The organism is Streptomyces sp. NPDC051578 (genome assembly GCF_044454045.1).
In the GTDB taxonomy this organism is placed as follows: domain Bacteria; phylum Actinomycetota; class Actinomycetes; order Streptomycetales; family Streptomycetaceae; genus Streptomyces.
The window spans coordinates 213,036-239,975 of record NZ_JBITDH010000003.1 but is presented as its reverse complement, the minus strand read 5'-3'; the positions used below and the strand labels follow the sequence as shown (position 1 = coordinate 239,975).

Sequence of the window (26,940 nt, the reverse complement as noted above, 5' to 3'; positions counted from 1 at the left end):
CCCGGAGTACGCGAGGAGCAGCCACATGACCCATTCCACTCCCCAGCCTTCCGACGATCGGCCCGCGGACGACGGCGGGACGAAAGCGGTCCCGGCGGGCGCCGCGCCGGCGGGCCGTCGTGGCAGGCTCGTCCGGCTGACCCGGCAGGGGCGGACGCGCTGGGTGGCCCTCGGGCTGGTGGTGCTGGTCGGCGGCGGCGCCGCGGCGGCGGCCGTGGCGGTCGCGGAGCACCGGCACGAGGAGCGCGGGGGGCACGCGTCCTTCGCCGGGGAACACGGCCGGGGTGACGGCCCGAAGGGCGGCCGGGCGGACGGCAGGCCCCAAGCCCACGGCCGGAGGGAAGGCCGCGGCGCGGAGGACGGCGCACCCGGCTGGGGACGGCCGGGCCGGGAGGGAGGCGGTGCGAAGGCGGCCGCTCCCGTGCCGCTGCCCGCGCTGCCCGCCCCGCAGGCCGTGGACAAGGCGGCGGGAGCCGTCTCGGGCGGCAAGGTGGAGTCCCTGCGCGTGGTCGTGGAACAGGGCGGGGCGAGCGCGTGGGACGCCGTGGTCCTCGGCCCGGACGGCGTCAGGCACGACGTCACCCTCTCCGGGAGCGACGGCACGGTGACGGGCAACACCGTGCTGGAGAAGGGTCCCAGGGCCCCTCGCTGACGCCGGCGCTCAGCCGGTTGCCAGGAGGCGGGTGGCCGTCTCGCGCATCTCGACCTTGCGGATCTTGCCCGTGACGGTCATCGGGAACTCGTCCACGACGTGGACGTAGCACGGGATCTTGAAGTGCGCGAGGCGGCCTTCGCAGTACGCGCGGACGGCTTGCGCGGTCAGCGGCTCGGCGCCTTCGCGCATCCGGACCCACGCCATCAGCTCCTCCCCGTATTTGGCGTCGGGGACGCCGATGACCTGGACGTCCAGGACGTCCGGGTGTCCGTGGAGGAACTCCTCGATCTCGCGCGGGTAGATGTTCTCGCCGCCGCGGATCACCATGTCCTTGATCCGGCCGGTGATGCTCAGGTAGCCGTCCTCGTCCATGACGGCCAGGTCCCCGGTGTGCATCCAGCGTGCGGCGTCGACGGCTTCGGCGGTCCGCTCGGGCTCGCCCCAGTAGCCGAGCATGACGGAATAGCCCCGGGTGCACAGTTCGCCCGGTTCCCCGCGCGGGACGGTCCGCCCGGAGGACGGATCGACCACCTTGACCTCCAGGTGGGGGCCGACACGGCCCACGGTCGACACCCGGCGTTCGATCGAGTCGTCCGCGCGGGTCTGCGTCGAGACCGGTGAGGTCTCCGTCATGCCGTAGCAGATGGACACCTCCGTCATGCCCATCTTGTCGATGACTTCCTTCATCACCTCGACGGGGCAGGGCGAGCCGGCCATGATGCCGGTCCGGAGGCTGGAGAGGTCGTATCCGGCGAAACCGGGGTCGGCGAGTTCGGCGATGAACATCGTCGGCACGCCGTACAGCGAGGTGCACGACTCGGCCTCCACGGCCGCCAGGGTGGCCGCCGGGTCGAACGAGGGTGCCGGGATGACGAGCGCCGCGCCGTGGCTCGTACAGGCCAGAGCGCCCATCACCATCCCGAAGCAGTGGTAGAAGGGAACGGGGACGCAGACCCGGTCCTGCTCGGTGTAGTGGCACAACTCCCCTACGAAGAACCCGTTGTTGAGAATGTTGTGGTGGGAGAGCGTCGCACCCTTGGGGAAGCCGGTCGTCCCGGAGGTGTACTGGATGTTGACGGGATCGTCAGGGCTCAGCGCCGCCTGCGCCCGGGCCAGTTCGGCCGGATCGCCCTGCCGGCCGCGCTCCAGCAGGGAGGCCCAGAGGCCGCCTTCCAGCAGGACGATGAACTCCAGCTCCGGGCAGCGCGGGCGCACTTCCTCGATCATGGCCGCGTAGTCGGAGGTCTTGAACCGGTCGGCGGCGGCCAGCAGCCGGATCCCCGACTGCCGCAGCACGTACTCCAACTCGTGCGCGCGGTAGGCGGGGTTCACCGTGACGAGGACCGCCCCGATCTTGGCGGTGGCGTACTGCACCAGCGTCCACTCGGGACGGTTGGGCGCCCAGATGCCGACCCGGTCGCCCTTGGTGATGCCGAGGTCCAGCAGGCCGAGGGCGAGCGCGTCGACGTCCGCCGCCAGTTCCGCGTACGTCCAGCGGCGTCCGCCGGCCATGTCGACGAGGGCGTCGCGCTCGGGGAACCGGCGCGCGGTGCGGTCCAGGTTCTCGCCGATCGTGTCGCCGAGCAGCGGCACTTCGTGGACCCCGTACGCGTAGCTGGACTGTGCGGACACACGGCCTCCTGTAACCAGTGGTGCGCACGGGCCCGGCGGGCCCGCGCCCCCCTATGATCGCCGCGCGCGACCGCCGGGGCCAGGGCCCGGGCGGCGACATCGGGGGCGTCCGGTTCACATCGCCAGGAGTTCCTCCCCCAGTTCCTGCGGAAGGGAGCCGGTGTGGAGGACCCCGAGGGACTGCGTCGCGCGGGTCAGCGCCACGTACAGGTCGCTCGGCGCGATGTCCGCCGGCTCCACGACGAGCACCGTGTCGAACTCCAGCCCCTTGGCCTGGCGCGGGTCGAGCAGCACGACGGCGTGGGTGAGGTCAGGTTCCGCACCGGCGCGTACGCCGGGCAGCGCCGCGGCCAGGGCCTCGTGCAGCGGGCGCGGGGCGATGACCGCGAGGCGGCCCTCCGCGGGGGTGCCGGCGTGTACCGCCTCGGCGACCGCGGCGGGGAGGTCGTCCGCCGCCCGGGCCCAGGGCCGCACGCCCGTGGACCGCACGGAGCGGGGCGGCTCGAAGCCGGGGTGGCGGGCGCGGAGCACGGCGGACGCGACGTCCATGATCTCGGCGGGCGTGCGGTAGTTCACGCCGAGCCGCACCAGTTCCCAGCGGTTGCCGACGTACGGGGCGAGGACGCGCTTCCAGGAGCCGCAGCCCGCCTCGTCGCCCGTCTGGGCGGGGTCTCCGACCAGGGTCATGGAGCGGGTCGGGCAGCGCCGCATCAGCAGCCGCCACGCCATCGCGGACAGCTCCTGGGCCTCGTCGACGATGACGTGGCCGAAGGCCCAGGTCCGGTCGGCGGCCGCGCGCTCGGCGGCGCTGCGGTGGTCGGCCTCCTCGTGCCGCTCGGCCATGCGCTCCGCGTCGATGATGTCGTGCGCGGCGAGGTATTCGTTCTCGGTGTCCTCGAACTCGTAGGACTCCGAGCCCTGCGAGAGGTCCAGGACGCCCTGCGCGTACGCGATGCGCTCCAGCCGCTCCCGCTCCTCGGCGGCGCGGCGCGCGCTGTCGTCCTCGCCGAGCAGTTCGGCGGCCTCGTCGAGCAGCGGGATGTCCGCGGGCGTCCAGCCGGTCTCCGTCGCGGGCCGCCGGATCAGGTCGGCGTCGGCGGCGTCCAGGTACGTGGGGTCTTCGAGGAAGTCGGTGAGCAACTGCTCGGGGGTCAGGGGCGGCCAGAGGGTGTCGATGGCCGCGTGCACCTCGGCGCTGGTGGCGATCTCCTTGCCGAGCTGGGCGATGTCGTCGGGTCCCAGCAGGTTGGGGCCGCCGTACGGGTCCGCGCCGAGCCGGTCGGCGAGCTGCTCGGTGAGCGCGTCGATGACACGGAACGCGAAGTACGGGCGCGCCAGGTTGTGCGGGAGACCGGTGCCGCGGGCCCGGTCGCGGGCCTCGTGGGCCATCGTCCGGTCCAGCAGCAGCGTCCCGTAGTCGTCGTGGTCGATCTCCAGGGCCGGTTCGGGGACCACGGAGCTGTCCTCGCCGCTGCCCGCCGGGACGTTCTCCGGCAGCGCCTGGCGGTCGCCGACGACCCGGGCCAGTACCTCGGCCATCGCCGCGCGGCCCTTCACCGCCGCGGCGCCGGGGCGGTCGGTGCGGGTGGCGTGGACGCCGGGGAAGAGCTCGCCGACCGTGGCGAGGAGGACGCCCGTCTCGCCGAGGGAGGGCAGGACCTCGCCGATGTAGCCGAGGAACGCCGGGTTGGGGCCGACGATCAGCACGCCGCGCTTGGCGAGGAGCTCGCGGTAGGCGTACAGGAGGTAGGCGGCGCGGTGCAGGGCGACCGCCGTCTTGCCCGTGCCGGGTCCCCCTTCCACCACGAGGACGCCGGCGTGCGGGGAGCGGATGATCCGGTCCTGCTCGGCCTGGATGGTCTCGACGATGTCGTGCATCCGCCCGGTACGGGCGGCGTCGAGGGCGGCGAGCAGGACGGCGTCCGCGTCGGCCCCTTCGTGGCCGGTGCGTTCGGTGTCGGTGAGGTCCAGGATCTCGTCGTGCAGTGCGGTGACCTCACGGCCCCGGGTGGTGATGTGCCGGCGCCGGCGCAGCCCCATCGGGGTGTGGCCGGTGGCGAGGTAGAAGGGGCGGGCGACTTCGGCCCGCCAGTCGAGGACGAGAGGGGTGCGGTCGGGGTCGTCCTGCCTGATTCCGATGCGGCCGATGTGGTGGTCCCGGCCGTCGGAGAACTCCAGCCGGCCGAAACACAGACCGTTCTCCCCGGAGTTCAGAGCGGAAAGCAGACCCGACTGCTCGGCGACCAGCACATCGCGCTCCAGGCGCGCCTGCAACCCGCTCCCCGGCTCGGCGAGCGCGCTCCGGACGGCGCGTTCGGCCTGGTCACGCAGGTCGTCGAGGCGTGCGTAGAGCCCGGTGATGAATTGCTGCTCATTCCGGAATTCCTCGGTTGACAATTCCACTCCTGACGCGATACAATGTCCACGTAAAGCTGCTTCACGCTCTCCCTCGTACTGTCGATACGGGTCGACGTGAAATAACCAATATACGCAGAGAATCACCCCGGCCGCCATTGAGGTCCGGGGCTTTTTTGTCGTGGGCTCCCGGCTCCCGTCCGCCTCCGCCGCCCCACTAGGGTGGGATGGCCGAAGTACCGAGAGATGCCGGGCCGCGGTGTGGCCGCGTGGCAGGAGATGGAGCCCCCATGGACGTTCAGCACTTCACGCGGATCGCCGCGTTCATCGAGGCGCGCCTCACCCCCCTGTTCGCCGCCGAGACCGGCAGCGAGAACGGCTTCGCGATGGACGACACCTCCCGGGCCCTGCGCGCGCTGCGCAACGCGGTGCTGGAGGCGTCCGCGGTGAAGGGCCTCATCGAGAAGCGGGCCGAGGCCGAGCCCGCCGTCCGCCGCGTCATCGACCAGTCGGTGGAGCACCACTGGGACGTCCTGCGCGGCATCGCCCGCCAGTGGGAGGACCACCCCGACTTCGTCCGGGAGTTCAAGCGCCACGCCTGGGAGCTCGACGGGGTGCCCGCCGCGGGCTGACCCCGCACGACACGGTCCGTCCTGACGCCCTGTGGCCACGCGGTGCGCCATCGTGGTCGCATGACGGAGCAGAGGTTCGACGTCTGGGCCGCGGGAGACGCCTACGAGAGGTACATGGGGCGCTGGAGCCGCCTCGTGGCCGACCGGTTCGTGGACTGGCTGGGCGTTCCGGACGGCGCGGTGTGGCTCGACGTCGGCTGTGGCACGGGCGCCTTGACCTCCTCGGTGGCCCGGCGGGCCCGCCCGCGCCTGGTCGTAGGGGCCGACCGTTCCGCCGGCTTCCTCACGGCGGCGCGCACCGCCGTGGCCCCGCCGGCCCGGTTCGTGCTCGCCGACGCGCTTTCGCTGCCGGTGCGCGAGGGGTCCTGCGACGCCGTGGTCAGCGCCCTCGCCCTCAACTTCCTCCCCGCGCCGGACGCCGCGGTCGCCGAGGCGGCGCGCGCGGCGCGCCCGGGCGGGCTCGTCGCGTGCTACGTGTGGGACTACGCCGAGGGCATGGAACTCCTGTACCACTTCTGGGAGGCGGCCTCGCGACTGGATCCGACCGCGGCCGCCGTGGACGAGCGGCGCCGCTTCCCGCTGTGCCGCCCGGAGGAACTGCGCTCCCTGTGGACCGCGGCGGGGCTGGACGGCGTGCACGTCGCCCCGATCGAGGTGCGGGCCGACTTCGCCGCGTTCGCCGAGCTGTGGGAGCCGTTCCTGGCGGGCCAGGGTCCCGCCCCCGGCTATGTCGCGGCCCTCGCCCCGCCCGGGCGGGAGCGGCTGCGCGGAGCCCTGCGCGATCGCCTGCCGGTCCGGCCGGACGGCTCCCTCACGCTGGGCGTGCGCGCCTGGGCCGTCCTGGGCCGCAAGCCGTCCCCCGGCGCCCCCGGCGCGGCCTGAACAGCCGCGCCGGATCACCGCCCCGGATCACCGCGGCCGGCCACCGCGCCGGGTCAGGAGATGCGCATGTTCGCCATCATGCCCATCGCCCCGTGGTCGAACAGGTGGCAGTGGTAGACGTACGTACCCCGGTACCCGGTGAAGGTCGCCTGGATCTTCACCGTCTCGCCCGGCTTCAGCGGCACGGTGTCCTTGAGCCCGGTCTCCGGGCCTTCGGTGACCGCCTGGCCGTTGCGTTCCAGCACCCGGAACTGCACCAGGTGCATGTGGAAGTTGTGCGGCGCGTACTGGTTGGCGTTGTGGACGGTCCAGATCTCGGTGGCACCGTAGGCGATCTCGGTGTCGATCCGGTTCATGTCGTACGTCTTGCCGTTGATGTACGCCATGCTGCTCGGGGCGCCCGTCTCGTCCATCCGCATCTCGATGCTGCGGTCGACGGTGGCGGTGGGCATCGGCGGGAGCGTCCTGAGCTGCGCCGGGACCACGCTGTCGTCGCGCGCGGACCGCGTGACGCGGAACTGGAGGACCGCGCCGATCTCGTTGGCCGGCTCGTCGCGGTCGATGTGCTTGTTGCGGAGCTCGATGACGGTGCCGACGGGGTAGCGGGAGAAGTCGATGACGACGTCGGCCCGCTCGCCCGGGGAGATGGACACCGTGTCGGTGCGGTAGGGGGCGGTCAGCAGGCCGCCGTCGGTGCCGATCAGCACGAGTTCCGAGTTGTCCGCGAGGCTCAGGCCGAAGAACCGCTGGTTGGCGGTGTTCGTGAAGCGCAGCCGGTACTTGCGTGCCGCGACCTCGAAGTAGGGCCATGCCTTGCCGTTGGCGAGGATGACGTTGCGGTGCCGGAAGTCGCCCATCTCGTAGACCAGTTCACCGGTGTCGGTGAAGCGGGCGTCGCGCAGCGAGATGGGGACGTCGTAGCTTCCCGACGGCAGCCCCAGCCGGCGTTCGGTGTCGTCGGTGAGGATGTAGGTGCCCGTCATGCCGCGGAAGACGTTCTCCGACTCCATGTGGTGGGCGTGGTCGTGGAACCAGAGGTTGGCGTGCGGCTGCGTGTTGGGGTACGTGTACGTCTTGCTGCCGCCCTTGGCCGCGATGAGGTCCATCGGGGAACCGTCGCTGTCCTGCGGGACGTGGGCCCCGTGGAGGTGGATCGAGGTGGGCACGTCCAGCGAATTGGTCTGCTTGACCACGACCCGGCGGCCCGACTCCGCCTTGATGACGGGGCCGGGGAAGGAGCCGTTGAAGGTGCGCAGCTTGGTGGTCAGCCCCGGCACGACCTCCTTGGAGGCTTCCTTCAAGGTCATCCGGTAGTAGCTGGTGGTGCTCGTGGTGAGGTACGGCTGGAGCACCGGCGCAAGCGGCATCCGCTGCGTGAACTTCGCTATGCCGGCCGGGTCGAGCTCGGCTCCGGCGGCGCGGGGCTCGTCCGCGGAGGCGTTCACGACCGGCAGCAGCATGCCGCCCGTTCCGATGATGCTGGTGGCGGCCACGCCTGCCCGGACGACGGTCCTACGACTGATCACTGTTCCCCCGAGGGTGCTGCCCCGGCGACTGACGCGCCGGCGGGTTGACATGTAGGCGGTAGTGGATGGTTCAAGTGTGCGAGTGGGCGGTCGTGACTCACTCGTGTGCCGCACAAGCCCCGCAGGGCCAGGGGCGAACTCCCGCCAAGCAGCGCCATCCGGCCAAAACTTTGGCATGGGCCTGACATTTCAAGACCCCTGTGCGACCTTCCGTGGACGTGCACGAAGGCTCTCTCCCCCGGCCCGCCCCGGGTACCCCACACCCGCGACGGCCGGGCGCACCGTGGCGGGGCCCTCCGGGCCCCGCCCGTACACCCCCACACGTACGTGGCAAGGAGGAGCGACATGAGGAAGTTCCCGACCTGGCCGGGCGTCACCGTGCTGGTCGCCGCGGTGGTCCTCGGCGGATCCACGACGGCTCTGGCCCTCGGGCCCACCGTCGACCAGAAGGTGGACGGCGTCATCGTCGTCTCGGGCAACACCTGCAGCTGGACGAACGCCGCCACCAGCGCCGTCCCGCCCGGCACCCTGACCGTCGACCGGGCCGGCATCAACGCCCCCGGCGGCAACCTGTCCTGCGGGGGCGGCATCACCGCCTCCCTCAACAACAACCCGGTGTTCACCTTCGACGACGCGAACGGCGTCGCGAGGACGGACGCCATCGACATCAACGGCAAGATGAGCTTCGTCTCCTGCCGGTTCAAGGCGACCAACATCGTGTGGAACCGTGACGGCTCCACCCGCCGGTACGTGAACCAGGCCTTCACGGCGACCAAGGTCTCGGGCAGTTTCCTCTGTCCGGGCTCGGTCACCACGGCCGCCGGCGACGCCTCCATGCTGTTCCACTGAAAACCTGCGGTCCCGCTGACCGGATGCGCGCCGAAGGGTCCCGGGAACCCGCGGCGCGCATCACGTCACTGCGGGCGCAGGGAGCGCCAGATGCTGTCCGGCAGCAGCTTGGTGGCCTCGGCCAGGTCGATCTCGTACGTGCTCGACAGCCAGCGCCGGGCGGCCTCCGCGACCGGCCCCATGACCAGGACCTCGATCACCGGACCGGGCATCATGGCGATCTCGCCCTTCGCCACGCGGGCGCCGAACCACTGCGCCATGGGCCGGAGCATGACGGCCTTCGCGGCGGAGATCTCCTCGGCGTGGACGGCGAGGTAGCCCGAGTAGGCCGACGCGTGCAGGAAGAGCGCGGCGTCCCGCTGTTCCTCGGTGAAGCGCAGGTACGACCGGACCAGCGCACGGACGCCGGTGCGTGCCGTCCGGGTACGGAGCAGGGCGGAGATCATCTGCTCGAACAGCTCGCCCATGCAGCGGGTGTAGAGGGCGGCCGCGAGGCCGTCGAAGCTGCCGAAGTGGTGGTACAGGCTGCCGAGGCTCACTCCACTGGCCTTGGTGACGGCGTTGACGGTGAAGCCCTGCTGTCCGGCCTCCGCGTACACCTGCAGCGCGGAGTTCAGGACCAGGTCGACAGTGGCCTGGCCACGCTGTTGCTTCACCATTCGGGTCAGCGTAGAGCAGAAACCGGCCGGCACCGCCCCCGGGAATCCGACCCGTTCCGGCATGCGGTCACCGGGGGCGCGGTGTCAGCCGGACCACGGCCGCCCGGCCGTCGGCGCGCAGCGTCCGGTTGCCCGGACCGGTGACCAAGGCGGCGTCGTAGGGGCCGAGTCGGAGGCGGTCGCCGAGCACCGCCGGAGCGTCCAGCGCCACCACCAGCAGGGTCGCGCGGGGCGGTACGGCGAGCACCACGTCGCCGCGTACGACGGCGACTTCGGCCTCCACGGCCTCCCTGCGGTACATCACGTTGAAGTTCACGACCGGTCCCCCGAGGAGCCGGCATTGCGTGGGCCGGTCGCCGGGGAAGCGCTGCGGGGCGAAGCGTTCGTCCACGACCCGTCGCACGCCGCCGATCGTCAGGTCCATGCCCGCGCCTTCGGCGAGGGTGAGCGTCCGGTCCACTCCGGGAAATGCGGAGAACGGCCCGTCGGCGCTCACGTCGGCGAGGCTGGCCCGCCAGAGGAAATCCTCCATGCCGGCGCCCTCGGGCCAGGCCGCGATCTCCCGGGTGACTCCCCCGCCGTTCTTCCACGGAGCCGCCGGACGCGCGGCCGCGCGCAGCACGCGCACCCCGCCGTCCGCGCCGTCGGTGGTGCCGTCCGTCATCTCGCCGCCCTTCCGGGCCCGGGTACGCCCCCGGGCCCGGCCGAGACTAGCCGCTAAGGGCTGACCGCGAGGTCGTCGGCGTAGACCGGACCTTGGCCGTACCAGCCGTGCAGGTACACGGTGACCGCGCCGGAGGTACCCGTGGTGAACGGAACGCTCAGCCGGGTCCAGCCGGCCGAGCTGGTCCACGTGCTGCCGTTGGCCCCGCCGCGCACGCCGAGGTAGGCGTAGCTGCCCTGGACCCAGCCACTGAGGGTGTAGGCGGTGTTGGGCGCGAGGGTGAGGGTCTGCGTGCACTCGCCGCTCTGCGCGGAGGTCGGCGAGGCCTTGAGGGCGTACGAACCCCCGTGCACGGGGGTGGTGACGACGGCGCCCCCGCTCTCGCAGGTCCAGGGCGCGAGCGAGCCGCTCTCCAGGCCACCGTTGACCAGTGCCCCGCTGTCGCCGCCCGGACCGGGGACGGTCAGGGTGAACGCGGCCGAGTGGGTGAGCCGGCCGCCGGTGGCGGTGACGGTCAGCGGGTAGCGGCCCGGCGCGGCCGAGGAGCCGACGGCGACCGTGAGCCGGGCGGAGCCGCCCGCCGTGACGGTGGCGGGGCTGAGGGTGGCCGTGACCGCGGCGGGGGCGCCGGTGACGGTCAGGGTGAGGGGTTGTGCGGCGCCGGAGACGACGGCCGTGCCGACCGTCGCGGTGGCCGTGGCGCCGGGGGCGACGGAGGCCGACCCGGGGGTGACCGAGACGGAGAAGTCGTCCACCACCGGCCCGCCGCCGCCCGTGAAGGGGGCGAACGTGTGGGTGAAGAACCACGGTTCCTGGGCGATGCCCGAGCAGGTGTCGGATCCGCCGGTCCCCGGGCAGCCGCCGTTGTCGCGCTGGAGGGCCCAGAAGGAGAGGGTGTTGATGCCCTTGGCGGTGGCCCAGTCGTAGACGGCCGTCGCGTCGGCGGTGGTGAAGGTCTCCGCAGGGCCGTAGTCGTCGATGCCGGGCATCTCGGTGACGCCGATCATCCCCCAGAGCTGGGCGGGGGTCTTGCCCGGGTAGAGCGTGGTGAGCTGGTCGTGGAGGCCTTCGGCGGCCGTGCGGGTGTCGTCGGCCATGTGGTGCGTGGCGCCGTCGTAGTAGTCGAAGGTCATCAGGTTGACGACGTCGACCTGCGCGCCCGCCGTCTTCGCGCTCTTGAGCACGGCCAGTCCGCTGCTCGCGAGGCCGCCCGTGGTGGTGGGGAGGGTGTAGGAGACCTGGAGGGGACGGCCGGCCGCCGCGGCCCAGTCCTGCACCTTCTTGATCGCCTGGTTGCGGCGGTCGATGCCGGCCTTGTTGGTCAGCGAGTTGTCCTCGATGTCCATGTCCAGGCGGGTGATGTCGTAGGTGGTGATGACCTTTTCGTACGCGGCGGCGATGGAGTCCACGTTGGTGCAGCTGTCGGCGATCTCGGTCCCGCCGTTGTCGGCCGCGTAGCCGCCGAACGAGGGGATGACGTCCCCGCCGCGCGAGCGGATGGTGGCGAAGTCCGCGCCGAAGACGGAGGCGGAGACGGGCTGGGCGGTACTGCCGTTCCAGTACGGGGTGCAGGAGCCCTTGGCCTCGGTCTGCACGAAAGCCATGGTCAGGTACTTCGCGCCGGACTTCTGCGCGAGGTCGGCGGGGCTGTCGGAGGAATACGCCTCGAAGTACGGGGCGAACACGTGGGCGGGCAGTGGCGTCGCGGCGTGCGCGGCGCCACTGCCCGCTCCGAGGACCAGGCCGGCGGACGAGGCGAGGGTGGCGAAGGCGGCCAGTAAGGAGTGAACGGGGCGTGGACGTCGTCTCATCGAAGCTCCCGGTGGGGCGCGAGCGAACGGGCGGACGCCTCATGATTGGTCTGGACCAGCCGGAGGTCAAGGGTCCAGACCAATCGGAACCGTCACGACTGCGGCCCCAACACCCCTTGCCGGGCGTGCCGTTGCGGGAAAACGTCCCCGTCAGTGCAGGATGCCCGCCTCGCGGGCGGCGCGGATCCAGGACGGGAACTCGGACAGGAGACGGTCGTATAGTTCGGGGTCGGAGAGCCGGTCGATGTCGTCCACGGCGAAGAAGCCGACGTTGTCGACACGGCGGCCGGCCATGGTGTCGAAGCGTTCCAGCACGCCGAACCCGGCCCGGCCGAGGCCGACGAACTGCCAGAACACCGGCTCCTCGACGGCCGCGCGCAGCTCCCGCTCGATCTCGTCGTTGCGGTAGACGCCGCCGTCGGAGAAGAACAGGACGAGGGTCGGGGCGGGCACCGGGTGGTCGCGGACGTACGCGCGCACCTCCGCGATGACCCGCTGCTCCTCGTTCTGGAAGCCGACCGCACGCATGTCGACCTGGCCCGGGAGCAGCCCCTTGGCCGGCTTGTTCCGGCCGAAGAGGCTCATCTGGCCGACCCGGACGTGCAGGCGCAGCCATTCGGGGAGCTCGGCGATGGCGAGGTCGGGCAGCCGGGCCGGGTGGGTGGCGAAGGTCCAGGCCTGCATCTCGCCGTCGTCGTCGAGCTGCGCCGCGACGGCGGCCATCCGCTCCACGACAGCGGCCACCGTGCCGCGCGAGTACAGGGTGGACATGGAGCCGGACGCGTCGAGCACGAGGATGACGCGGGCGCTGACTCCAGCGGCGCCGCTCTTGGTCAGGCTGACGGCGACCTGCTGCTTGCGCAGGGAGAGGCGCTCGCGCATGTCGGCGGGCAGCTGCTCCTCGCCCTTGACCATCCGGACGGCGGCCACGGGCGTGGGTGCGGGTGCGGGTGCGGCCACGACCACGGGCGCGGGAGCGGGCGCGGGAGCCCGCGTAGCCGTAGCCGTCGGCGCCGGCGCGGGAGCCTGCGCCGGCGGTTGGTCGTCCACGGTGATGCCGAAGTCGGTCGCCAGTCCGGCCAGGCCGCTCGCGTACCCCTGTCCGACCGCCCGGAACTTCCAGGCGCCCGCGCGCCGGTAGAGCTCGCCGCTGATGTACGCCGTCTCGGTGTCGGCGGTCATGTCGAAGCGGGCGAGCTCGGCCCCCGAGGCCGCGTCGAGCAGCCGCAGGTGCAGTCCCGGTACGCGACCGAAGCTGCCGCCGTCGGCGGAGGCGCACAGCACGACCCGCTCGATCTCCGGCTCCAGGGTGGCCAGGTCGACGTCGAGCGCGTCCGTGCCCGGCTGTTTGCCGAGGTGGCGTACGGTGCCCGAGGCGTGCCGCGGCTGGTTGTAGAAGACGAAGTCACCATCGGAGCGGACACGCCCACTGCCCGTCAGCAGGAGTGCCGACGCGTCCACGTCCGGTACCCCCGGCCCGGCCGACCAGCCGAGCACGGCTCTGACGGAGGCTGACTCGACGGGCAGGTTGGCGCCTTTGCTCAATGTCGTCACGGCGCACAGTCTGCCCCTCCGCCCCGCCGGGACGGAACGTCCGCGCGGGGAACGACCGCGCGCGGAACGCATCCCGCGGCCAGGCGCCTGCAACGCGGCGAGGCCCGCACCTCACGGTGCGGGCCTCGCCGTCGGTCACACGCCAAGATTGCGTCAGGCGGGAACGATGTTCTCGGCCTGGGGGCCCTTCTGGCCCTGCGTGACATCGAAGTTCACCTTCTGGCCTTCCTGAAGCTCACGGAAGCCCTGGGTGGCGATGTTCGAGTAGTGGGCGAACACGTCAGCGCCGCCACCGTCCTGCTCGATGAAGCCGAAGCCCTTTTCCGCGTTGAACCACTTCACGGTGCCAGATGCCATATGAGTTTCTCCTTCGGGGCTGTACCCGGACCCACACTGTGCGGGAACCGGTGTTGAAGTAATGATTGCCCCGTCCGAAAAGCATCGGAAAAAAGTTTTTGGGAACCACAACTGCAACTGCGCTGACCGTAGCACAGTGCAGGCCCTCCGGCACGGAAGGTTTCCGCTTTTTCATTCCCAACGCCGTGAATCTTCACCGGCATTCGACGGATTTCTGTTCCGCCGGCGACAGATATTCGTCAGCCGCGGAAGGCCTCCGGCCGCTCGGGCGAGGCCTCCGCGAGCGCCTTGGTGACCGCTTCGACGCCCGCGCGCAGGCCGTACACCGGGGTGCCGGGCTGCTGGCGCCAGGAGTCGTCGATGCCGCCCGCGTCGACGGTGTCGAAGCCGAGCTCGTCGATGAGCGCGCGTACGGTCTTCTTCGCCGCCTCGTCGTCACCGGCGACCGGCAGCGCCATCCGGTCGGGAGCCCCGGCCGGCCGCGGCCGTTCGAGGATGTCGGCGGCGTAGGTGCCGTTGAAGGCCTTGACGACGGGGTGGCCCAGGTGGTTCCCGGTCCAGCGGCTCTCGGTCAGGCCGTCGTCCTCGATGCCGGGGATGCGGCCGTCCCGCTCCCGGGGGTAGTAGTTGCAGGTGTCGATGACGGCGAATCCCTCCGCCGCGCCGTCGAAGAGCCGGGCGGGCAGGTCGGGCACGTTCTTGAGCGGGACGGTGACCACGACGACCTCCGCCCCGCCGGCCGCCTGGGCGACCGTGACGGGCGTGGCGCCGGTCTCCTCCGCTAGCGCCGCCAGCGTTTCGGGTCCCCGGGAGTTCGCCACGGAAACCTGGTGTCCGAGGGCGGTGAGCCGGCGGGTGAGGTTGCCGCCGATGTTGCCGGCGCCGATGATGCCGATCTTCATGAGCTCTCCAGTGCAGTGCGCGGTTTCGGGTATCGCCTTTGTCCGAACCCCACTGGACCGCACGGCATTCCTGATCCTTCGGCACGGCCTGGTGGATTTTCAGCCATTTCCCGCGGCGCGAGAACCGGAGCGGGCCCCGGAGCGGTCTTTCCGGGCAGTGCCGGGGACCGTACCGGCGCGTTTCGCATCACGGGGAAAGGTACGAAAATATGCCCAAGCTTTTGACCAAGCGCACGGCCATCGCCTTCGCCGGCGCGGCGACCGCCGCCGCGGCCGCGCTCTCCCTCACCTTCGTCACCCACGCGTCCGCCTCCGCGCCCGCCCCTGGCACCGCTCCGGCGGCGGCCGCGCTGCCCTCCGTGTCGGGCAGCCCCGAGGGCGCGTTCACCCGTATCGCCGACTTCTACGGTTCCTACATCGACGCGGTGTACGACGGTGACGGCAAGACGGCCGACCAGCTGCGCGCCTCCTACCTCTCCAAGCCCCTCCAGCAGGAGCTCCGCCAGTGGGAGGAGGCCAACCACGCCAACGGCGTACTGCGGGCCCAGAACGTGCCCCTCCAGTGGAAGGTCGCCTCGACCGGCAGCGGGACGGGCAAGACGAACGCCACGGTCACCCTGACCTGGGGCGGCGGCGACACCACGCAGATCCACGTGCAGGCCGACCTCAAGACGCGCAAGATCACCTCGATCGAGGACTGATCCGCGCACCGACGCGCGAGGGGGGCCCGCCGCCGGCGGGCCCCCCTCGATGTCATCCGTGACGCCTACGCCCCACTCGCGTCGAGCATGTCCTCACGCTCGACGAGCTTCACGCGCTCGCGGCCCTGCGGTTCACCCAGCGCCTTCTCCGCGGCGTCCAGCTTGTACCAGCCCTCCCAGGTGGTGAACCGGACCTGCCGCTCCGCCAGGAACGCCTCCACGGCCTCCGGCGCGGGCGAGGCCGGGGTCAGCAGCCGCCCCTCGGCGTGGTCGGCGAGCAGGCTCGCCACCGTCTCGTTCGCGTCGCCCTTGGTGTGGCCGATCAGGCCGATGGGGCCGCGCCGGATCCAGCCGGTGACGTACGTCGAGGGCAGGTGCGCACCGGCCTCGATCACCCGGCCGGCCTCGTCGGGGACCGTGCCGGACTCCACGTCCCAGGGGAGCTTGGGCAGTTCGTCGGAGAGGTAGCCCACGGCCCGGTACACCGACTGGACGTCCCAGTCCGTGAACCGGCCCGTGCCCTTGACGTTGCCCGTGCCGTCGAGCTCCGTGCGCTCGGTGCGCAGGCCCACCACCCTGCCGTCCTCGCCGAGCACCTCGACGGGCGATTCGAAGAAGTGCAGGAACAGCTTGTGCGGGCGGTCGCCGGTGTCGCGGATCGCCCAGTTCTCCAGGGTCTTGGCGACCATGTCCGCCTGCTTGTTGGCGCGGCGGGCGGCGATCGAGCCCTCGTCGTAGTCGATGTCCTCGGGGTTGACGATGACCTCGATGTTCGGCGAGTGGTCCAGTTCCCGCAGCTCCATGGGGCTGAACTTCGCCTGCGCCGGGCCGCGACGGCCGAAGACGTGCACTTCGAGCGCCTTGTTCGCCCGGAGGCCTTCGTAGACGTTCGGCGGGATCTCGGTCGGCAGCAGTTCGTCCGCCGTCTTGGCGAGGATGCGTGCGACGTCGAGGGCGACGTTGCCGACGCCCAGGACCGCGACCTTCTCGGCCTCCAGCGGCCAGGTGCGCGGGACGTCCGGGTGGCCGTCGTACCAGGAGACGAAGTCGGCGGCGCCGTAGGAGCCGTCCAGTTCGACGCCGGGGATCCGCAGCTCGCGGTCGGCGGTGGCGCCCGTGGAGAAGATCACCGCGTCGTAGAACGCGCGCAGCTCGTCGAGGGCGATGTCGTTCGGGTAGTCGACGTTGCCGAAGAGGCGGACCTGCGGCTTGTCGAGCACCTGGTGCAGGGCGGTGATGATGCCCTTGATGCGCGGGTGGTCGGGGGCGACGCCGTACCGGATCAGGCCGAAGGGGGCCGGCATCCGCTCGAAGAGGTCGATGGAGACGCCCGGTTCGGCGGCCGCCTCGGACTTGAGCAGCGCGTCGGCCGCGTAGATACCGGCGGGGCCGGCGCCGACTATCGCTACCCGCAGAGGGCGAGGCATGTGTGGGTTCCCTTCGACCGACAAACTGGCTGATCAAGGTGAACCCTAAGCTAAGGCCACCCTAACCGGGCACCCGCCCCCTGCTTATGACCTCATAAACGACTCTTATGACATCCCAAAGGGCCGCTTTGGGGTTCGGGACGGTGTGCTCAGGCCTCGTACTCGGTCAGGTCGATGAAGTGGACGTCGAGCAGGGCGCCGGAACCGGGCGCTTCGACCCGCCGCTCCGACTCCATGCCCAGCTTGCGGATGACGTTCTCGGACTCCTCGTTGCCGGCCCGGTTGACCGCGATCACCCGGTCCAGCCCCCGGTCCTGGAGGGCGAACTCCAAGGTGGCCTGCGCTGCTTCCGAGGCGTAGCCCTGTCCCCAGAACGGCCGGCCCAGACGCCAGGTGATCTCCACGGCGGGCATGACCTCGGGAAGCCACTGCGGCACCGTCAGGCCGACGGCGCCGATCAGCTCGCCCGAAGCCAGCAGCTCTACGGCGAACGGGCCGAAACCCTCCTCGTCCCACTCGTCCTCCCAGCGCTCGATGGCGTCGGCCGTCTCGTCCAGGTCGAGCGTGGATCCGTCACCGATCCAGCGCATCACCTCGGGGTCGGCGTTGATCTCCGACAGCGGGACGAGGTCGTCGTCGGTCCAGCGGCGGAGCAGGAGGCGGGGGGTACGGATCTCGGTCATGCCCTCATCCTGCCGAACCCGGCCCCACCGGGGTTAATCGGGCCGGTTGTCCGGACCCCGCGGCGGGACTTTCACGGACGGCGCAGCAGGTAGCGGACGGCGCCGTCCACGCAGGTGTCCCGCTCGAACCCGGCCCGCCGGACCACGGCGTGCGAGGGCGCGTTGCCGGCGTCGACCACGGCGAGCAGCGCGGTCGGCCCGGGCTGCGAGAAGACCCAGCCGGCCAGGGCGCGCAGCGCTTCGGTGGCGTGTCCGCGGCCCCGGGCCGAGGGCAGGAGGTCGTAGCCGATCTCCGCCCGGCCCTCGGGGTCGGGGGCGCCGTGGAAGCCGATCCCGCCGATCGCCCTGCGGTCGGCCTCACGGACGATGACGTACGGGCCCCAGCCGGGGTGGTACTCGCCGACCTCGCGCGCCAGGCCCAGCATTCCGGCGGCGATCCTGGTCCCCTCGGGCGGGCCGTCCTCGGCCCAGACGAAGCCGCCCGGACCGCCCGTGTGCAGGTCGGCCGCGGCCGAGGGGCTGACCTCGCACAGTACGACGCCCTCCCCGCGGACCGGGTCGGCGTACCAGCGCCAGTGCCGCCGACGGGGCAGGCCGGGGAGGTCGGCCCGGCCGGTGGCCGCCAGGAGCGCGTCCCACGCGTCCGCCCCGGCCGGGCGCGGTGCGTGCGGGAAGAGCCGGTCGAGGACCAGGGCGCTGGTGTGCGCGGAGCCGGTCCAGCCGGTGGCGCCGAGGCCGTGCAGGATGTCGTGGGTGTGCAGCAGCACCTCGGCGGCGCCCATCGCGGCGAACCCGTCGGCGCCGGCCGCCCCGGCGGGGTGCCAGGCGCGGTCGTCCGGGCGGGCCGCGAGGACGGTGGCCGCCAGCACGCGTCCGCTCGCCTCGACGAGGTCCGTCAGGGGGCCGGGGGTGGTGCCGGGGGCGACGTCGAGCCTGATCGGCAGCCAGGACGCGGGCGCGCGGGCCGCCAGCTGCGCGGCGAAGGCCGTCAGGTCTGCGGCGAGGTGGACGGCGGTGTCGTGGCAGCTCCACTCCAGCCCTGCCGCCGGCCGGGACCAGTCGCGGTCCGCGACCTCGCGCAGGGCGGCGACGGCTTCCCCGACGGTACGGGTGAGGTCGTGGGCGGTGAAGGGGGTCATGACGTGGACCTTAGGCCCTGCCCGGAACGGCGGCCGGGCCGCCCCGGACCGACCGGGGGACGCGTTCAGTCGGGCAGGCCGGAGCCGCAGCGGGAGCAGTAGCGGGCATCCCGTTCCGAGGCGAGCCGGCCGCAGTCCGCGCACACGCGGTGCAGGAGGCAGGCCGTCTCCCCGCCCTCGGCGGCGGGGGGCGCACCGATCCCGAGGCCGGGGCGGCGGGGATGGACCGTGAGGTAGGCGATGCCGTCGGGGCCGGCGGTGAGGGAGCGCCGGGTGTTCCTGGAGAGCAGGGCGGCGGTGTGGGGCCGCAGAGGCTGGGGCCCGTCCTCGGTGTCGAGCCGGCCTCCGCCCTCGACCACGACCAGCAGTACGTCGAGCGCCGGCTCGCGGTGTTCGGCGATGGCTTGGCCGGGCGGCAGCCGGATGAGGTTGGCGTCCAGTACGCGCCCCGCCTCGGTCAGCCGCCAGAGCGCGCCGGTGGCGTCGGCGGGCGCCTGGGCGATGACCGCGTCCAGGTCGGTGGGGGCACCGGCGAGGTGCGAGCGCGTGGTCATGTTCGTCCTTCCTGGTCCCTGAACGGGAGTCCCCCGGTCCCCTCGGCGGGGATCCCCCGTCCCTCGACGGGAGTGCCCGGTGACCTCCGCAGTCATACACGATCGGTTCCGGTCATTCGCGGCCGATGGGGCTTTTGCCCACCCCCGCCGACCGCTGTCGTACGCCTGAGCGATAAGATCGGGCCACCGCTCCCCCGCCCCGCCCCTGCGCCGTGAACCCCGGCTCGGCCGCCCCGCACCGGAAAAAACCCTGCCCCACATGAGTTCCGACACCGCCCTGTATCCGACTCCGCCAGCCGCCGACGGCTTCGCACCGACAGGTCCCGTCGCCCCCGAGCGGCCCCGTCAGGTCAGGGTCCTGGCCGGCAGGGCTCCGGCGCGGCCGACCCCGGCCGCTGCCCTCCACAGCGTCAGCGCCGTCACCACCGTACTCCTGGCCCTCGTGGCGATCGGCACGATGATCCACGAGCCGGTGCTGATACCGCCGCTCGCCGCCAGTGCCGCCCTCGTGCACAGCGCGCCCACGCTGCCGCTCGCACAGCCGCGCGGCGTGGTGCTGGGACACCTGCTCGGTGCGGCCGTCGGCTACGGGGTCCTCGCCCTGGCCGGCAGCAGCGCATGGGCGGCCGCCGTCGCCGCGGGCACCACCTTGGCCCTGCTCATCCTCGCGCGGACCCCCCACTCGGCGGCGTGTGCGACCGCCGTGATCGTCGTGCTCCAGAGCCCGGCGCCGGCCAGGTTCGTACCGCTGCTGTTCGGTTCGACGGCGCTGCTCGTCCTCACCGGCTACGCCGGCTCCCGTATCCGCCGAAAGGCCCCGAAGTACCCTGCCTATTGGTGGTGACTCCGCAGTGGCGCGCCTCCGCGCCACCGAGGGTGCTCGGGCGCTACTTCTTGTGACCGGACGGCGCGGTCACGGTGGCGGTGAAGGGCGGAACAAGCGGTGGAGATTTCGACGAAGGACGTTTTCGGAGCACCCTGCTGGGTGAGCCTGATGGCCCGCGACATGGAGGCCTCCCAACGTTTCTACTCGGCCGTGGTGGGCTGGAGCTTCCGCCGGACGCGCCTGGGCGAGGGCTTCTCCGTGGCCCGGGTCGACGGCGTGCCGGTGGCGGGCATCGGCGCCCTCGCCGGCGATCTGGCGGTGGCCGTCGCCTGGACCCCGTACTTCGCCGTGGACGACGCGGACGTGGCGGTGGGCCGGATCAGGGAGCGCAGCGGCACGGTCGCCGTGGGTCCGGTCTCCTTCCCGATCGGCGGCCGCGGCGCGCTGGCGGCCGACGTGGACGGCGCGGTGTTCGGGATCTGGGAAGGCCCGGTGTCCTCCGACTGGCGGGTGGGCCGCGGCCCCGCCCCGGCCTGGCTGGAACTGCGGACCCGCAACGCGTTCGACGCGGCGCTGTTCTACGGGGAGGTGCTGGAGTGGGCCACCGGCCGCCCGGGCTGCTGCGAGGTGTCCTACGAGGAGGACCAGGTGGTGCTGCGCCACGATGGGGAGCCCGTGGCCCGGCTGAACAGCGGGCCCGTGGAGGCGGCCTCGTACAGCCCGCACAGCCGACCCCGCTGGCACGTCCACTTCCGGGTGCCGCGCCTGGAGCCCGCCATCGAGGCGGCCGTCTCGCTGGGCGGCCGCAGCGTCTCGGACATCACCTCCAACGCCCGGGAGCGGTGGGTGGCGCTGCGCGACCCGGACGGCGCGCTGTTCACCCTCACCACCTCCCTGACGACGCCGCTGTCGCTGTGATCTCCGATGTGCCCGGCGTGGCGTCCCTTGCCACACTGGGCACAGGAGGTGCGCGATGGACCCGGTGGCGGCGCTGAACCGCATCGCCTTCCTGCTGGAGCGCGGCCAGGCCCCGACGTACCGGGTGCAGGCTTTCCGTACGGCGGCGGGCGTCGTCGAGCGGCTCGGCGCCGACGAGGTGGCCGAGCGGGCGGGGGCCGGTTCGCTGGAGGCGGTGAAGGGGCTGGGGCCGAAGACCGCCCAGGTGGTGCGGGAGGCCCTCGCCGGGGAGATCCCGGGTTACCTGCGCAAACTGGAGGACGAGGTCGCGGCGCACCCCGAGGGGCCGCCCGCCACCGAGGCCGCCCGTGCGCTGCGGGCGGCACTGCGCGGGGACTGCCATCTGCACTCCGAGTGGTCCGACGGCGGCAGTCCCATCGAGGCCATGGGCCGTACCGCCTCCGAGCTGGGCCACGAGTGGGCGGTGCTCACGGACCATTCGCCGAGTCTGAAAGTGGCCCGGGGGCTCTCGCCGGAGCGGCTGCGCGAGCAGCTGGACGTGGTGGCGGAACTCAACGCGGGCTGGGCGCCGTTCCGGCTGCTCACGGGCATCGAGTGCGACATCCTGGCCGACGGCTCGCTCGACCAGGAACCCGAGCTGCTGGACCGGCTCGACCTGGTGGTCGGCTCCGTCCACTCCAAACTGCGCATGGACGCACCGGCCATGACCCGGCGGATGCTGGCGGCGGTGCGCAATCCGCTGATGGACGTGCTGGGGCACTGCACCGGTCGCCTGCTGACGGGCAGGACCCGTCCGGAGTCGGAGTTCGACGCGGCGGCCGTGTTCGCGGCGTGCGCGGAGTCCGGTACGGCCGTGGAGATCAACAGCAGGCCGGAGCGGCTGGACCCGCCGCGGCGGCTGTTGCGGATGGCCGTGGAGGCCGGGGCCCTCTTCGCCATCGACACGGACGCGCACGCCCCCGGACAGCTGGACTGGCAGCTGCTGGGCTGCGAACGGGCCGTCGAGTGCGGGGTGACGGCCGATCGGGTGGTCAACACCTGGCCGGCGCCCGAGCTGCTCGCCTGGACCCACACCCGCCGCCCGCCCGTACGGCGCTCCCAAGCCGTCCCGTAAGCACCGTCCGGGCGCGAAACCGGCATGGGGGGGGGTTCACGGGCCGCGGGCGCGGGGCAGACGTACCGGACACAGCAACCGACCTTTTTGCGAAGGGACCCGCACCGTGTCGCGATCGAGGATTCTCGTAGTGGGCGCCGGCTTCGCCGGGGTGGAGTGCGTACGGCGCCTGGAGCGCCGGCTGTCCCCCGCCGAGGCCGAGATCTCACTGGTCACGCCGTACTCGTACCAGCTCTACCTGCCGCTGCTGCCCCAGGTGGCGGCGGGGGTGCTCACCCCGCAGTCCGTCGCCGTCTCGCTGCGCCGCAGCAGCAGGCACCGGACCCGGATCATCCCGGGCGGGGCGATCGGCGTGGACCCGAAGGCCAAGGTCTGCGTGATCCGCAAGATCACCGGGGAGACCATCGACCAGCCCTACGACCTGCTGGTCCTCGCCCCCGGCAGCGTCACCCGGTCGTTCGACATCCCGGGGCTGGGCGAGCACGCCCGCGGGATGAAGACCCTCGCCGAGGCCGTGTACCTGCGCGACCACGTGATCGCCCAGCTCGACCTCGCCGACGCCAGCCAGGACGAGGCGGAACGCACGGCGCGGCTGCAGTTCGTGGTGGTCGGCGGCGGTTACGCCGGTACGGAGACGGCCGCCTGCCTCCAGCGCCTGACCTGCCACGCGGCGACCCGCTACCCGCGGCTGGACCCCAGCCGGATCAAGTGGCACCTGGTGGACCTGGCGCCGAAGCTGATGCCGGAACTCGGCGACAAGCTCGGCAAGACCGCCCTGAACATCCTGCGGGGGCGCGGCATCGAGGTCTCGCTCGGGGTGTCGGTGGGCGAGGTCGACGCCGAGAAGGTGACGCTCACCGACGGCAGGGTGCTGCCGAGCCGGACCCTGATCTGGACGGCCGGAGTGGCCGCCAGCCCGCTCGTGGGCACTTTGGACACGGAGACCAGCAAGGGCCGCCTGGTGGTGCGCCCCGACCTGACGGTGCCGGGCGTCGACGGGGTCTTCGCCCTCGGGGACGCGGCGGCCGTACCGGACCTGGCGACGGGCGGCGACGCGCTGTGCCCGCCGACCGCGCAACACGCCATGCGGCAGGGCCGGGCCGTGGCCGAGAGCGTCATCGCGACGCTGCGGGGACAGACTCCGCGCCCGTACGTGCACAAGGACCTCGGTCTGGTGGTGGACCTCGGCGGGAAGGACGCCGTCTCCAAGCCGCTCGGCATCGAACTGCGGGGCCTGCCGGCGCAGGCGGTGGCGCGCGGCTACCACTGGTCGGCGCTGCGCACCAACGTCGCCAAGACCCGGGTGCTGACGAACTGGCTGCTCAACGCCGTCGCCGGGGACGACTACGTCCGTACCGGCTTCCTTGCCCAGCGGCCCGCGACACTGCGGGATTTCGAGCACACCGACGCCTACCTCACCCCGACGCAGGTCCGGGAACACACGGCGGCGCTGCACGCGCGCGGCTGAGCGGGCCTACGCGATGCCCGCGCCGCGGGCCAGGAGCAGGGTGACGTCGGCGGCCGCGACCGCGAGCGTGCCGAGGAAGGGGGCACGGCCGCGGGCCCGGCCGGTGGCGAGCAGCACGGCCGCCGTGAGGGCGAGCAGCCCCCACCCGTAGGGGGCCACCGGGCCGGGCGGACCGAGGACGAGCGCGACGGCCGAACCGAGTACGAGGAGGGCGGCCAGCGCGGCCGAGCGGCGTCCGCCCAGCCGTTGCGGGAGCCCGGTCACGCCCGTGGCCAGGTCGTCCGCGATGTCGGGCAGGACGTTGGCGAAGTGGGCGCCCGCACCGAGCAGTGCGGCCGCCGCCGCGAGCCAGAGCGGCGGCCATGGCCGCCCCGGGAGGCCGAGCGTGACGAAGGCCGGGAGCAGGCCGAAGGCGAGGGCGTACGGGAGCCAGGACGCGAGGGTGCTCTTGAGCCGCAGGTTGTACGCCCAGGCGGCCGCGACCGCGCAGAGGTGCACGGCACCGGCGAGCCACCCCGAGGCCAACGAGAGCGGTACGCACAGCGCCAGCGCCGCGATCGCGGCGGCGCTCACGGCGGCGGGCGCGACGGCGCCCGCCGCCAGCGGCTTGTCCCGTCGGCCCGTGACCCGGTCGCGCCGCAGGTCGGCGCGGTCGTTGGACCAGCCCACCGAGAGCTGGCCGAGAGCGACGGCTGCGGCCGAGGCAGCGCTGCCGACGGCTCCCCGTCCGCAGGCCGCGGCCAGCCCGGCGGTGAAGAGCGTGACGGCGGCCGCCGGCAGCGGATGGCAGGCGGCCGCCAGGGCGGCGACCATCCCGGGGCCGGATCGCGCGGCGGTCACGACGGGCGGTGCGGTGACGCGGGTTGCGGGCACCGCCCCACGCTAAGGGCTGCGCCTCCCGTCGTCCGGGACCGCCGGGCGGCGGCACGCCCGGTTCGTGCGGTTCGGCGCAAAAAGCCGCATCTTCCCTATGTTGGGGCGATGACACGTGTCCTGGCAGTGAGCAGCGTGTTCCCGCCCCACGCGTACCGGCAGTCGCAGATCACGGAAGCACTCGCCCGCTGTCTGCCACCGGGCTCCGACACCGGCACGCTGCGCCGGGTGCACGCCTCGGTACGGGTCGAGAGCCGCCATCTGGCGCTCCCGCTGGAGCGGTACGGCCCCGGCAACGACTTCGGGACCACCAACGCCCTGTTCGTCGAGGCGGCGCTCGACCTCGGCGCCCGCGCCATCGGACTCGCCCTCGCCGGGGGCGGCCTCGCTGCCCCGGACGTGGACCTCGTCATGTCGACGACGGTGACCGGGCTCGCCACGCCTTCGCTGGAGGCCCGGCTCGCCTCCCGCACCGGCCTGCGGCCCGACGTGCGGCGCCTGCCGCTGTTCGGACTGGGCTGTGCGGCGGGCGCCGCCGGCCTCGGCCACCTGCACGACCACCTCACGGGCCGGCCGGGGCACGCCGCCCTGCTGCTGTCCACGGAGCTGTGCTCGCTCACCCTCCAGCCCACCGACACCTCGACGGCGAACCTGGTGGCCGGTGCGCTCTTCGGGGACGGTGCGGGGGCCCTCCTGGCGGTGGGCGCCGGGCACCCGCTGTACGAACGCGCCACCGGGCCGACGGTGGTGGACGCGCGCAGCCGCCTCTACCCGGGGACCGAGGCCCTGCTCGGCTGGGACATCGGCCACTGGGGCTTCCGTATGGTGATGGGCCGTGAACTGCCCACCCTGGTGAGGCTGCACGTCGCGGAGGAGGTGGAGGCGTTCCTCGCCGGGCACGACCTCAAGCCCGCCGACGTGGACGCCTGGATCTGTCATCCGGGCGGCCCGAAGATCCTCGACGTCCTCGGGGAAGCCCTGGGGCTCCCGGACACCGCCCTCGCGGCGAGCCGGCGTTCGCTCGCGAGCGCGGGGAACCTCTCCTCGGCTTCCGTGCTGCACATCCTCGGCGACGTCCAGAGCGCCGGTCCCCCTCCGCCGGGCTCGGTCGGGCTGATGATCGCCTTCGGCCCGGGATTCGCCTCCGAACTCGTCCTCCTGCGCTGGTGACGCCCATGCCCATGACCCCGTACCTGCTGCTGCTCGCCCTCGTCGCGGTCGAGCGACTCGCCGAACTGGCCGTGGCCCGCCGCAACGCCGCCTGGAGCCTGGCGCGCGGCGCCCGGGAGTACGGCCGCGGCCACTACCCGGCCATGGTCGCGCTGCACACCGCGCTGCTCGCCGGGTGCGCCGTCGAACCCTGGGCCGCGGACCGCCCGTTCCTGCCCCTGCTCGGCTGGCCCGCGCTCGCGGTGGCCGCGGCCGCGCAGGGACTGCGCTGGTGGTGCGTTGCCACCCTCGGCCCGTACTGGAACACCCGGGTGCTGGTCGTTCCCGGTCTGACGCCCGTCGCGGCCGGGCCCTACCGGCTGCTGCGCCACCCCAACTACCTGGCGGTGGTGGCGGAAGGGCTCGCGCTGCCGTTGGTCCACTGCGCCTGGGTGACGGCGGCCGGCTTCTGCCTGTTGAACGCGCTGCTGCTGCGGGTGCGGATCCGCTGCGAGGATTCCGCGCTCACCTACGCCCGTACCGGGGGCAGCCTCGTGGGCGCCGCTTCGTGATCGACCTGCTGGTGGCGGGCGGCGGTCCGGCCGGGCTGGCGACGGCCATCCAGGGGGCCCTGGCCGGGCTGGAGGTGGTGGTGGCCGAGCCGCGCCCGACCCCGATCGACAAGGCCTGCGGCGAAGGGCTGATGCCGGGCGGCGTGCGCCGGCTGGCGGAACTGGGCGTGGCGGTGGGGGGCCGCGCCTTCCACGGGATCCGCTACGTCGACGGGCTGAGCGGGCTGAGCGCGCAGGGGCTGTTCCGGGACGGCCCCGGGTGCGGTGTACGGCGTACGGACCTCCAGGCGGCGCTCGCTGCCCGGGCCGCGGACCTGGGCGTGCGGGTGGTCGCGCGGCGCGTGGAGGAGGTCCGCCAGGACGAACACCGGGTCGGGGCGGCGGGTCTGACCGCCCGGTACCTGGTGGCGGCGGACGGCCTGCACTCGCCGGTCCGGCGCGCCCTGGGCCTGTCGGCGCCGCCCGCGCCGGGGCGGCCGGCCCGCTACGGCCTGCGCCGCCACTACGCGGTGGCGCCGTGGAGCGAGCTGGTGGAGGTGCACTGGGCGCCGCGGTGCGAGGCGTACGTCACCCCGCTCGGAGCCGACCGGGTCGGGGTGGCGGTGCTGACCTGCGAACAGGCCCCCTTCGACGTACAACTGGCCCGCTTCCCGCTGCTGTCGGCCCGGCTGCCGCCGCCCGGGCCGGGTGACGCGGTGCGCGGGGCGGGCCCGCTGCGCCAGCGCTCCCGGGCCAGGGTGGCGGGGCGGGTGCTGTTCGTCGGGGACGCGGCGGGGTACGTCGACGCGCTGACCGGAGAGGGCCTCACGCTGGCGCTGGCGGCCGCGGCGGAACTCGTGCGGTGCGTACGCGCGGGGCGGCCGCAGGAGTACGAGCGGGCCTGGCGGGAAGTGTCGCGGAGCTACCGGGCGCTGACCGGGGCCCTGCTGTGGGCGCGCGGGCGGCCCTGGCTGGCGGAGCGGATCGTGCCGCTGGCGGCCCGGCTGCCGGGGGTGTTCACGCGGGCGGTGAACCTGCTCGCCTGACGGCCCGCGGGGC

General features: G+C 72.9%; 26 protein-coding genes. 12 read left to right on the top strand and 14 right to left on the bottom strand.

Annotation, left to right across the window (positions count from 1 at the left end; genetic code table 11):
• Window positions 1-25: 25 nt before the first annotated feature.
• A complete protein-coding gene (locus ACIA6C_RS17140) occupies window positions 26-652 on the top strand; it encodes a hypothetical protein (RefSeq protein ID WP_399276607.1) in 627 nt (208 codons plus the stop codon).
• A gap of 9 nt (window positions 653-661) precedes the next feature.
• Here ACIA6C_RS17140 and ACIA6C_RS17135 read toward each other — a convergent pair whose 3' ends face one another.
• Window positions 662-2,287: an AMP-binding protein gene (locus ACIA6C_RS17135; RefSeq protein WP_399276605.1), complete on the bottom strand. Its 1,626-nt coding sequence runs from the start codon at window positions 2,285-2,287 to the stop codon at window positions 662-664.
• Between the two features lie 114 nt (window positions 2,288-2,401).
• Entirely contained in the window at window positions 2,402-4,684 is a 2,283-nt protein-coding gene (locus tag ACIA6C_RS17130; RefSeq protein ID WP_399276603.1) for a HelD family protein, read from the bottom strand.
• A gap of 248 nt (window positions 4,685-4,932) precedes the next feature.
• Here ACIA6C_RS17130 and ACIA6C_RS17125 point away from each other — a divergent pair, with 248 nt between their 5' ends.
• Window positions 4,933-5,274 (top strand): hypothetical protein, encoded by a 342-nt coding sequence (locus tag ACIA6C_RS17125; RefSeq protein WP_399276600.1) that lies wholly within the window; start codon window positions 4,933-4,935, stop codon window positions 5,272-5,274.
• Window positions 5,275-5,334: 60 nt separating this feature from the next.
• Window positions 5,335-6,156, top strand: coding sequence for a class I SAM-dependent methyltransferase (locus tag ACIA6C_RS17120; RefSeq protein WP_399276598.1), 822 nt, complete (start codon window positions 5,335-5,337; stop codon window positions 6,154-6,156).
• Between the two features lie 53 nt (window positions 6,157-6,209).
• On the opposite strand, the gene ACIA6C_RS17115 is transcribed toward ACIA6C_RS17120, so the two are convergent.
• Window positions 6,210-7,682 carry a multicopper oxidase family protein gene (locus ACIA6C_RS17115; protein ID WP_399276596.1) on the bottom strand — a complete coding sequence of 491 codons (1,473 nt, stop codon included), beginning with the start codon at window positions 7,680-7,682 and terminating at the stop codon, window positions 6,210-6,212.
• A 345-nt stretch (window positions 7,683-8,027) separates the two neighbouring features.
• On the opposite strand from ACIA6C_RS17115, the gene ACIA6C_RS17110 reads away from it, so the two are divergent.
• The gene (locus ACIA6C_RS17110) at window positions 8,028-8,531 is read left to right on the top strand and encodes a hypothetical protein (RefSeq protein ID WP_361126036.1); all 504 of its coding nucleotides are present in this window, start codon (window positions 8,028-8,030) and stop codon (window positions 8,529-8,531) included.
• Window positions 8,532-8,596: 65 nt separating this feature from the next.
• Here the strand turns inward: ACIA6C_RS17110 and ACIA6C_RS17105 are convergent, their stop codons facing one another.
• The 6 genes from ACIA6C_RS17105 to ACIA6C_RS17080 form a co-directional block, all read right to left on the bottom strand.
• Window positions 8,597-9,190, bottom strand: a complete 594-nt coding sequence (locus tag ACIA6C_RS17105; protein WP_399276594.1) for a TetR/AcrR family transcriptional regulator — start codon at window positions 9,188-9,190, stop codon at window positions 8,597-8,599.
• A gap of 67 nt (window positions 9,191-9,257) precedes the next feature.
• On the bottom strand, window positions 9,258-9,854 hold the full coding sequence (locus ACIA6C_RS17100; RefSeq protein WP_399276592.1) for a HutD family protein: 597 nt from the start codon (window positions 9,852-9,854) through the stop codon (window positions 9,258-9,260).
• A gap of 53 nt (window positions 9,855-9,907) precedes the next feature.
• A complete protein-coding gene (locus ACIA6C_RS17095; protein ID WP_399276589.1) occupies window positions 9,908-11,665 on the bottom strand; it encodes a carbohydrate binding domain-containing protein in 1,758 nt (585 codons plus the stop codon).
• A gap of 150 nt (window positions 11,666-11,815) precedes the next feature.
• Window positions 11,816-13,210 (bottom strand): VWA domain-containing protein, encoded by a 1,395-nt coding sequence (locus ACIA6C_RS17090; protein WP_399277293.1) that lies wholly within the window; start codon window positions 13,208-13,210, stop codon window positions 11,816-11,818.
• Between the two features lie 162 nt (window positions 13,211-13,372).
• Window positions 13,373-13,576: a cold-shock protein gene (locus ACIA6C_RS17085; RefSeq protein ID WP_030228921.1), complete on the bottom strand. Its 204-nt coding sequence runs from the start codon at window positions 13,574-13,576 to the stop codon at window positions 13,373-13,375.
• Window positions 13,577-13,815: 239 nt separating this feature from the next.
• Window positions 13,816-14,553, bottom strand: a complete 738-nt coding sequence (locus tag ACIA6C_RS17080) for an NADPH-dependent F420 reductase (RefSeq protein WP_399277291.1) — start codon at window positions 14,551-14,553, stop codon at window positions 13,816-13,818.
• A 134-nt stretch (window positions 14,554-14,687) separates the two neighbouring features.
• Between ACIA6C_RS17080 and ACIA6C_RS17075 the strand changes: the two genes are divergently transcribed.
• Window positions 14,688-15,179 (top strand): hypothetical protein, encoded by a 492-nt coding sequence (locus ACIA6C_RS17075; RefSeq protein ID WP_399276587.1) that lies wholly within the window; start codon window positions 14,688-14,690, stop codon window positions 15,177-15,179.
• 65 nt (window positions 15,180-15,244) lie between these two features.
• Here ACIA6C_RS17075 and ACIA6C_RS17070 read toward each other — a convergent pair whose 3' ends face one another.
• The 4 genes from ACIA6C_RS17070 to ACIA6C_RS17055 all read right to left on the bottom strand — a co-directional run bounded on the left by ACIA6C_RS17070 (window position 15,245) and on the right by ACIA6C_RS17055 (window position 18,982).
• Window positions 15,245-16,606 carry an FAD-dependent oxidoreductase gene (locus tag ACIA6C_RS17070; protein WP_399276585.1) on the bottom strand — a complete coding sequence of 454 codons (1,362 nt, stop codon included), beginning with the start codon at window positions 16,604-16,606 and terminating at the stop codon, window positions 15,245-15,247.
• Window positions 16,607-16,755: 149 nt separating this feature from the next.
• The gene (locus ACIA6C_RS17065) at window positions 16,756-17,289 is read right to left on the bottom strand and encodes a GNAT family N-acetyltransferase (RefSeq protein ID WP_399276583.1); all 534 of its coding nucleotides are present in this window, start codon (window positions 17,287-17,289) and stop codon (window positions 16,756-16,758) included.
• Between the two features lie 71 nt (window positions 17,290-17,360).
• Entirely contained in the window at window positions 17,361-18,428 is a 1,068-nt protein-coding gene (locus ACIA6C_RS17060; protein WP_399276581.1) for a GNAT family N-acetyltransferase, read from the bottom strand.
• Between the two features lie 65 nt (window positions 18,429-18,493).
• Window positions 18,494-18,982 carry a cupin domain-containing protein gene (locus tag ACIA6C_RS17055; RefSeq protein WP_399276579.1) on the bottom strand — a complete coding sequence of 163 codons (489 nt, stop codon included), beginning with the start codon at window positions 18,980-18,982 and terminating at the stop codon, window positions 18,494-18,496.
• A gap of 259 nt (window positions 18,983-19,241) precedes the next feature.
• Here ACIA6C_RS17055 and ACIA6C_RS17050 point away from each other — a divergent pair, with 259 nt between their 5' ends.
• The 4 genes from ACIA6C_RS17050 (at window position 19,242) to ACIA6C_RS17035 (ending at window position 23,308) form a co-directional block, all read left to right on the top strand.
• The gene (locus tag ACIA6C_RS17050) at window positions 19,242-19,826 is read left to right on the top strand and encodes an HPP family protein (RefSeq protein ID WP_399276577.1); all 585 of its coding nucleotides are present in this window, start codon (window positions 19,242-19,244) and stop codon (window positions 19,824-19,826) included.
• Between the two features lie 150 nt (window positions 19,827-19,976).
• Window positions 19,977-20,726, top strand: coding sequence for a VOC family protein (locus ACIA6C_RS17045; protein ID WP_399277289.1), 750 nt, complete (start codon window positions 19,977-19,979; stop codon window positions 20,724-20,726).
• Between the two features lie 55 nt (window positions 20,727-20,781).
• The gene (locus tag ACIA6C_RS17040; RefSeq protein ID WP_399276575.1) at window positions 20,782-21,840 is read left to right on the top strand and encodes a PHP domain-containing protein; all 1,059 of its coding nucleotides are present in this window, start codon (window positions 20,782-20,784) and stop codon (window positions 21,838-21,840) included.
• Window positions 21,841-21,946: 106 nt separating this feature from the next.
• Complete coding sequence (locus ACIA6C_RS17035; protein ID WP_399276573.1) at window positions 21,947-23,308, top strand: NAD(P)/FAD-dependent oxidoreductase; 1,362 nt, start codon at window positions 21,947-21,949, stop codon at window positions 23,306-23,308.
• A 6-nt stretch (window positions 23,309-23,314) separates the two neighbouring features.
• Here the strand turns inward: ACIA6C_RS17035 and ACIA6C_RS17030 are convergent, their stop codons facing one another.
• A complete protein-coding gene (locus tag ACIA6C_RS17030) occupies window positions 23,315-24,181 on the bottom strand; it encodes a UbiA family prenyltransferase (protein WP_399276571.1) in 867 nt (288 codons plus the stop codon).
• Window positions 24,182-24,289: 108 nt separating this feature from the next.
• Between ACIA6C_RS17030 and ACIA6C_RS17025 the strand changes: the two genes are divergently transcribed.
• The 3 genes from ACIA6C_RS17025 to ACIA6C_RS17015 are packed head-to-tail and all read left to right on the top strand — an operon-like array spanning window position 24,290 to window position 26,927.
• On the top strand, window positions 24,290-25,351 hold the full coding sequence (locus tag ACIA6C_RS17025) for a 3-oxoacyl-[acyl-carrier-protein] synthase III C-terminal domain-containing protein (protein WP_361125998.1): 1,062 nt from the start codon (window positions 24,290-24,292) through the stop codon (window positions 25,349-25,351).
• Between the two features lie 11 nt (window positions 25,352-25,362).
• Window positions 25,363-25,902 (top strand): isoprenylcysteine carboxyl methyltransferase family protein, encoded by a 540-nt coding sequence (locus ACIA6C_RS17020; RefSeq protein ID WP_399277287.1) that lies wholly within the window; start codon window positions 25,363-25,365, stop codon window positions 25,900-25,902.
• Window positions 25,899-26,927, top strand: a complete 1,029-nt coding sequence (locus ACIA6C_RS17015; RefSeq protein ID WP_366079567.1) for an FAD-dependent monooxygenase — start codon at window positions 25,899-25,901, stop codon at window positions 26,925-26,927. The genes ACIA6C_RS17020 and ACIA6C_RS17015 overlap by 4 nt, the downstream gene beginning before the upstream one ends.
• The last annotated feature ends 13 nt before the right edge of the window (window positions 26,928-26,940 follow it).

Excerpts from the sequence above, each read along its gene's own strand:
- ACIA6C_RS17100 (WP_399276592.1), bottom strand. The coding sequence starts at position 9,854 with ATGACGGACGGCACCACCGACGGCGCGGACGGCGGGGTGCGCGTGCTG.
- ACIA6C_RS17125 (WP_399276600.1), top strand. The coding sequence starts at position 4,933 with ATGGACGTTCAGCACTTCACGCGGATCGCCGCGTTCATCGAGGCGCGC.
- ACIA6C_RS17045 (WP_399277289.1), top strand. The coding sequence starts at position 19,977 with ATGGCCCGCGACATGGAGGCCTCCCAACGTTTCTACTCGGCCGTGGTG.
- ACIA6C_RS17065 (WP_399276583.1), bottom strand. The coding sequence starts at position 17,289 with ATGACCGAGATCCGTACCCCCCGCCTCCTGCTCCGCCGCTGGACCGAC.
- ACIA6C_RS17140 (WP_399276607.1), top strand. The coding sequence starts at position 26 with ATGACCCATTCCACTCCCCAGCCTTCCGACGATCGGCCCGCGGACGAC.
- ACIA6C_RS17060 (WP_399276581.1), bottom strand. The coding sequence starts at position 18,428 with ATGACCCCCTTCACCGCCCACGACCTCACCCGTACCGTCGGGGAAGCC.
- ACIA6C_RS17040 (WP_399276575.1), top strand. The coding sequence starts at position 20,782 with ATGGACCCGGTGGCGGCGCTGAACCGCATCGCCTTCCTGCTGGAGCGC.
- ACIA6C_RS17070 (WP_399276585.1), bottom strand. The coding sequence starts at position 16,606 with ATGCCTCGCCCTCTGCGGGTAGCGATAGTCGGCGCCGGCCCCGCCGGT.
- ACIA6C_RS17120 (WP_399276598.1), top strand. The coding sequence starts at position 5,335 with ATGACGGAGCAGAGGTTCGACGTCTGGGCCGCGGGAGACGCCTACGAG.
- ACIA6C_RS17055 (WP_399276579.1), bottom strand. The coding sequence starts at position 18,982 with ATGACCACGCGCTCGCACCTCGCCGGTGCCCCCACCGACCTGGACGCG.
- ACIA6C_RS17075 (WP_399276587.1), top strand. The coding sequence starts at position 14,688 with ATGCCCAAGCTTTTGACCAAGCGCACGGCCATCGCCTTCGCCGGCGCG.
- ACIA6C_RS17110 (WP_361126036.1), top strand. The coding sequence starts at position 8,028 with ATGAGGAAGTTCCCGACCTGGCCGGGCGTCACCGTGCTGGTCGCCGCG.
- ACIA6C_RS17095 (WP_399276589.1), bottom strand. The coding sequence starts at position 11,665 with ATGAGACGACGTCCACGCCCCGTTCACTCCTTACTGGCCGCCTTCGCC.
- ACIA6C_RS17025 (WP_361125998.1), top strand. The coding sequence starts at position 24,290 with ATGACACGTGTCCTGGCAGTGAGCAGCGTGTTCCCGCCCCACGCGTAC.
- ACIA6C_RS17020 (WP_399277287.1), top strand. The coding sequence starts at position 25,363 with ATGACCCCGTACCTGCTGCTGCTCGCCCTCGTCGCGGTCGAGCGACTC.
- ACIA6C_RS17085 (WP_030228921.1), bottom strand. The coding sequence starts at position 13,576 with ATGGCATCTGGCACCGTGAAGTGGTTCAACGCGGAAAAGGGCTTCGGC.
- ACIA6C_RS17050 (WP_399276577.1), top strand. The coding sequence starts at position 19,242 with ATGAGTTCCGACACCGCCCTGTATCCGACTCCGCCAGCCGCCGACGGC.
- ACIA6C_RS17105 (WP_399276594.1), bottom strand. The coding sequence starts at position 9,190 with ATGGTGAAGCAACAGCGTGGCCAGGCCACTGTCGACCTGGTCCTGAAC.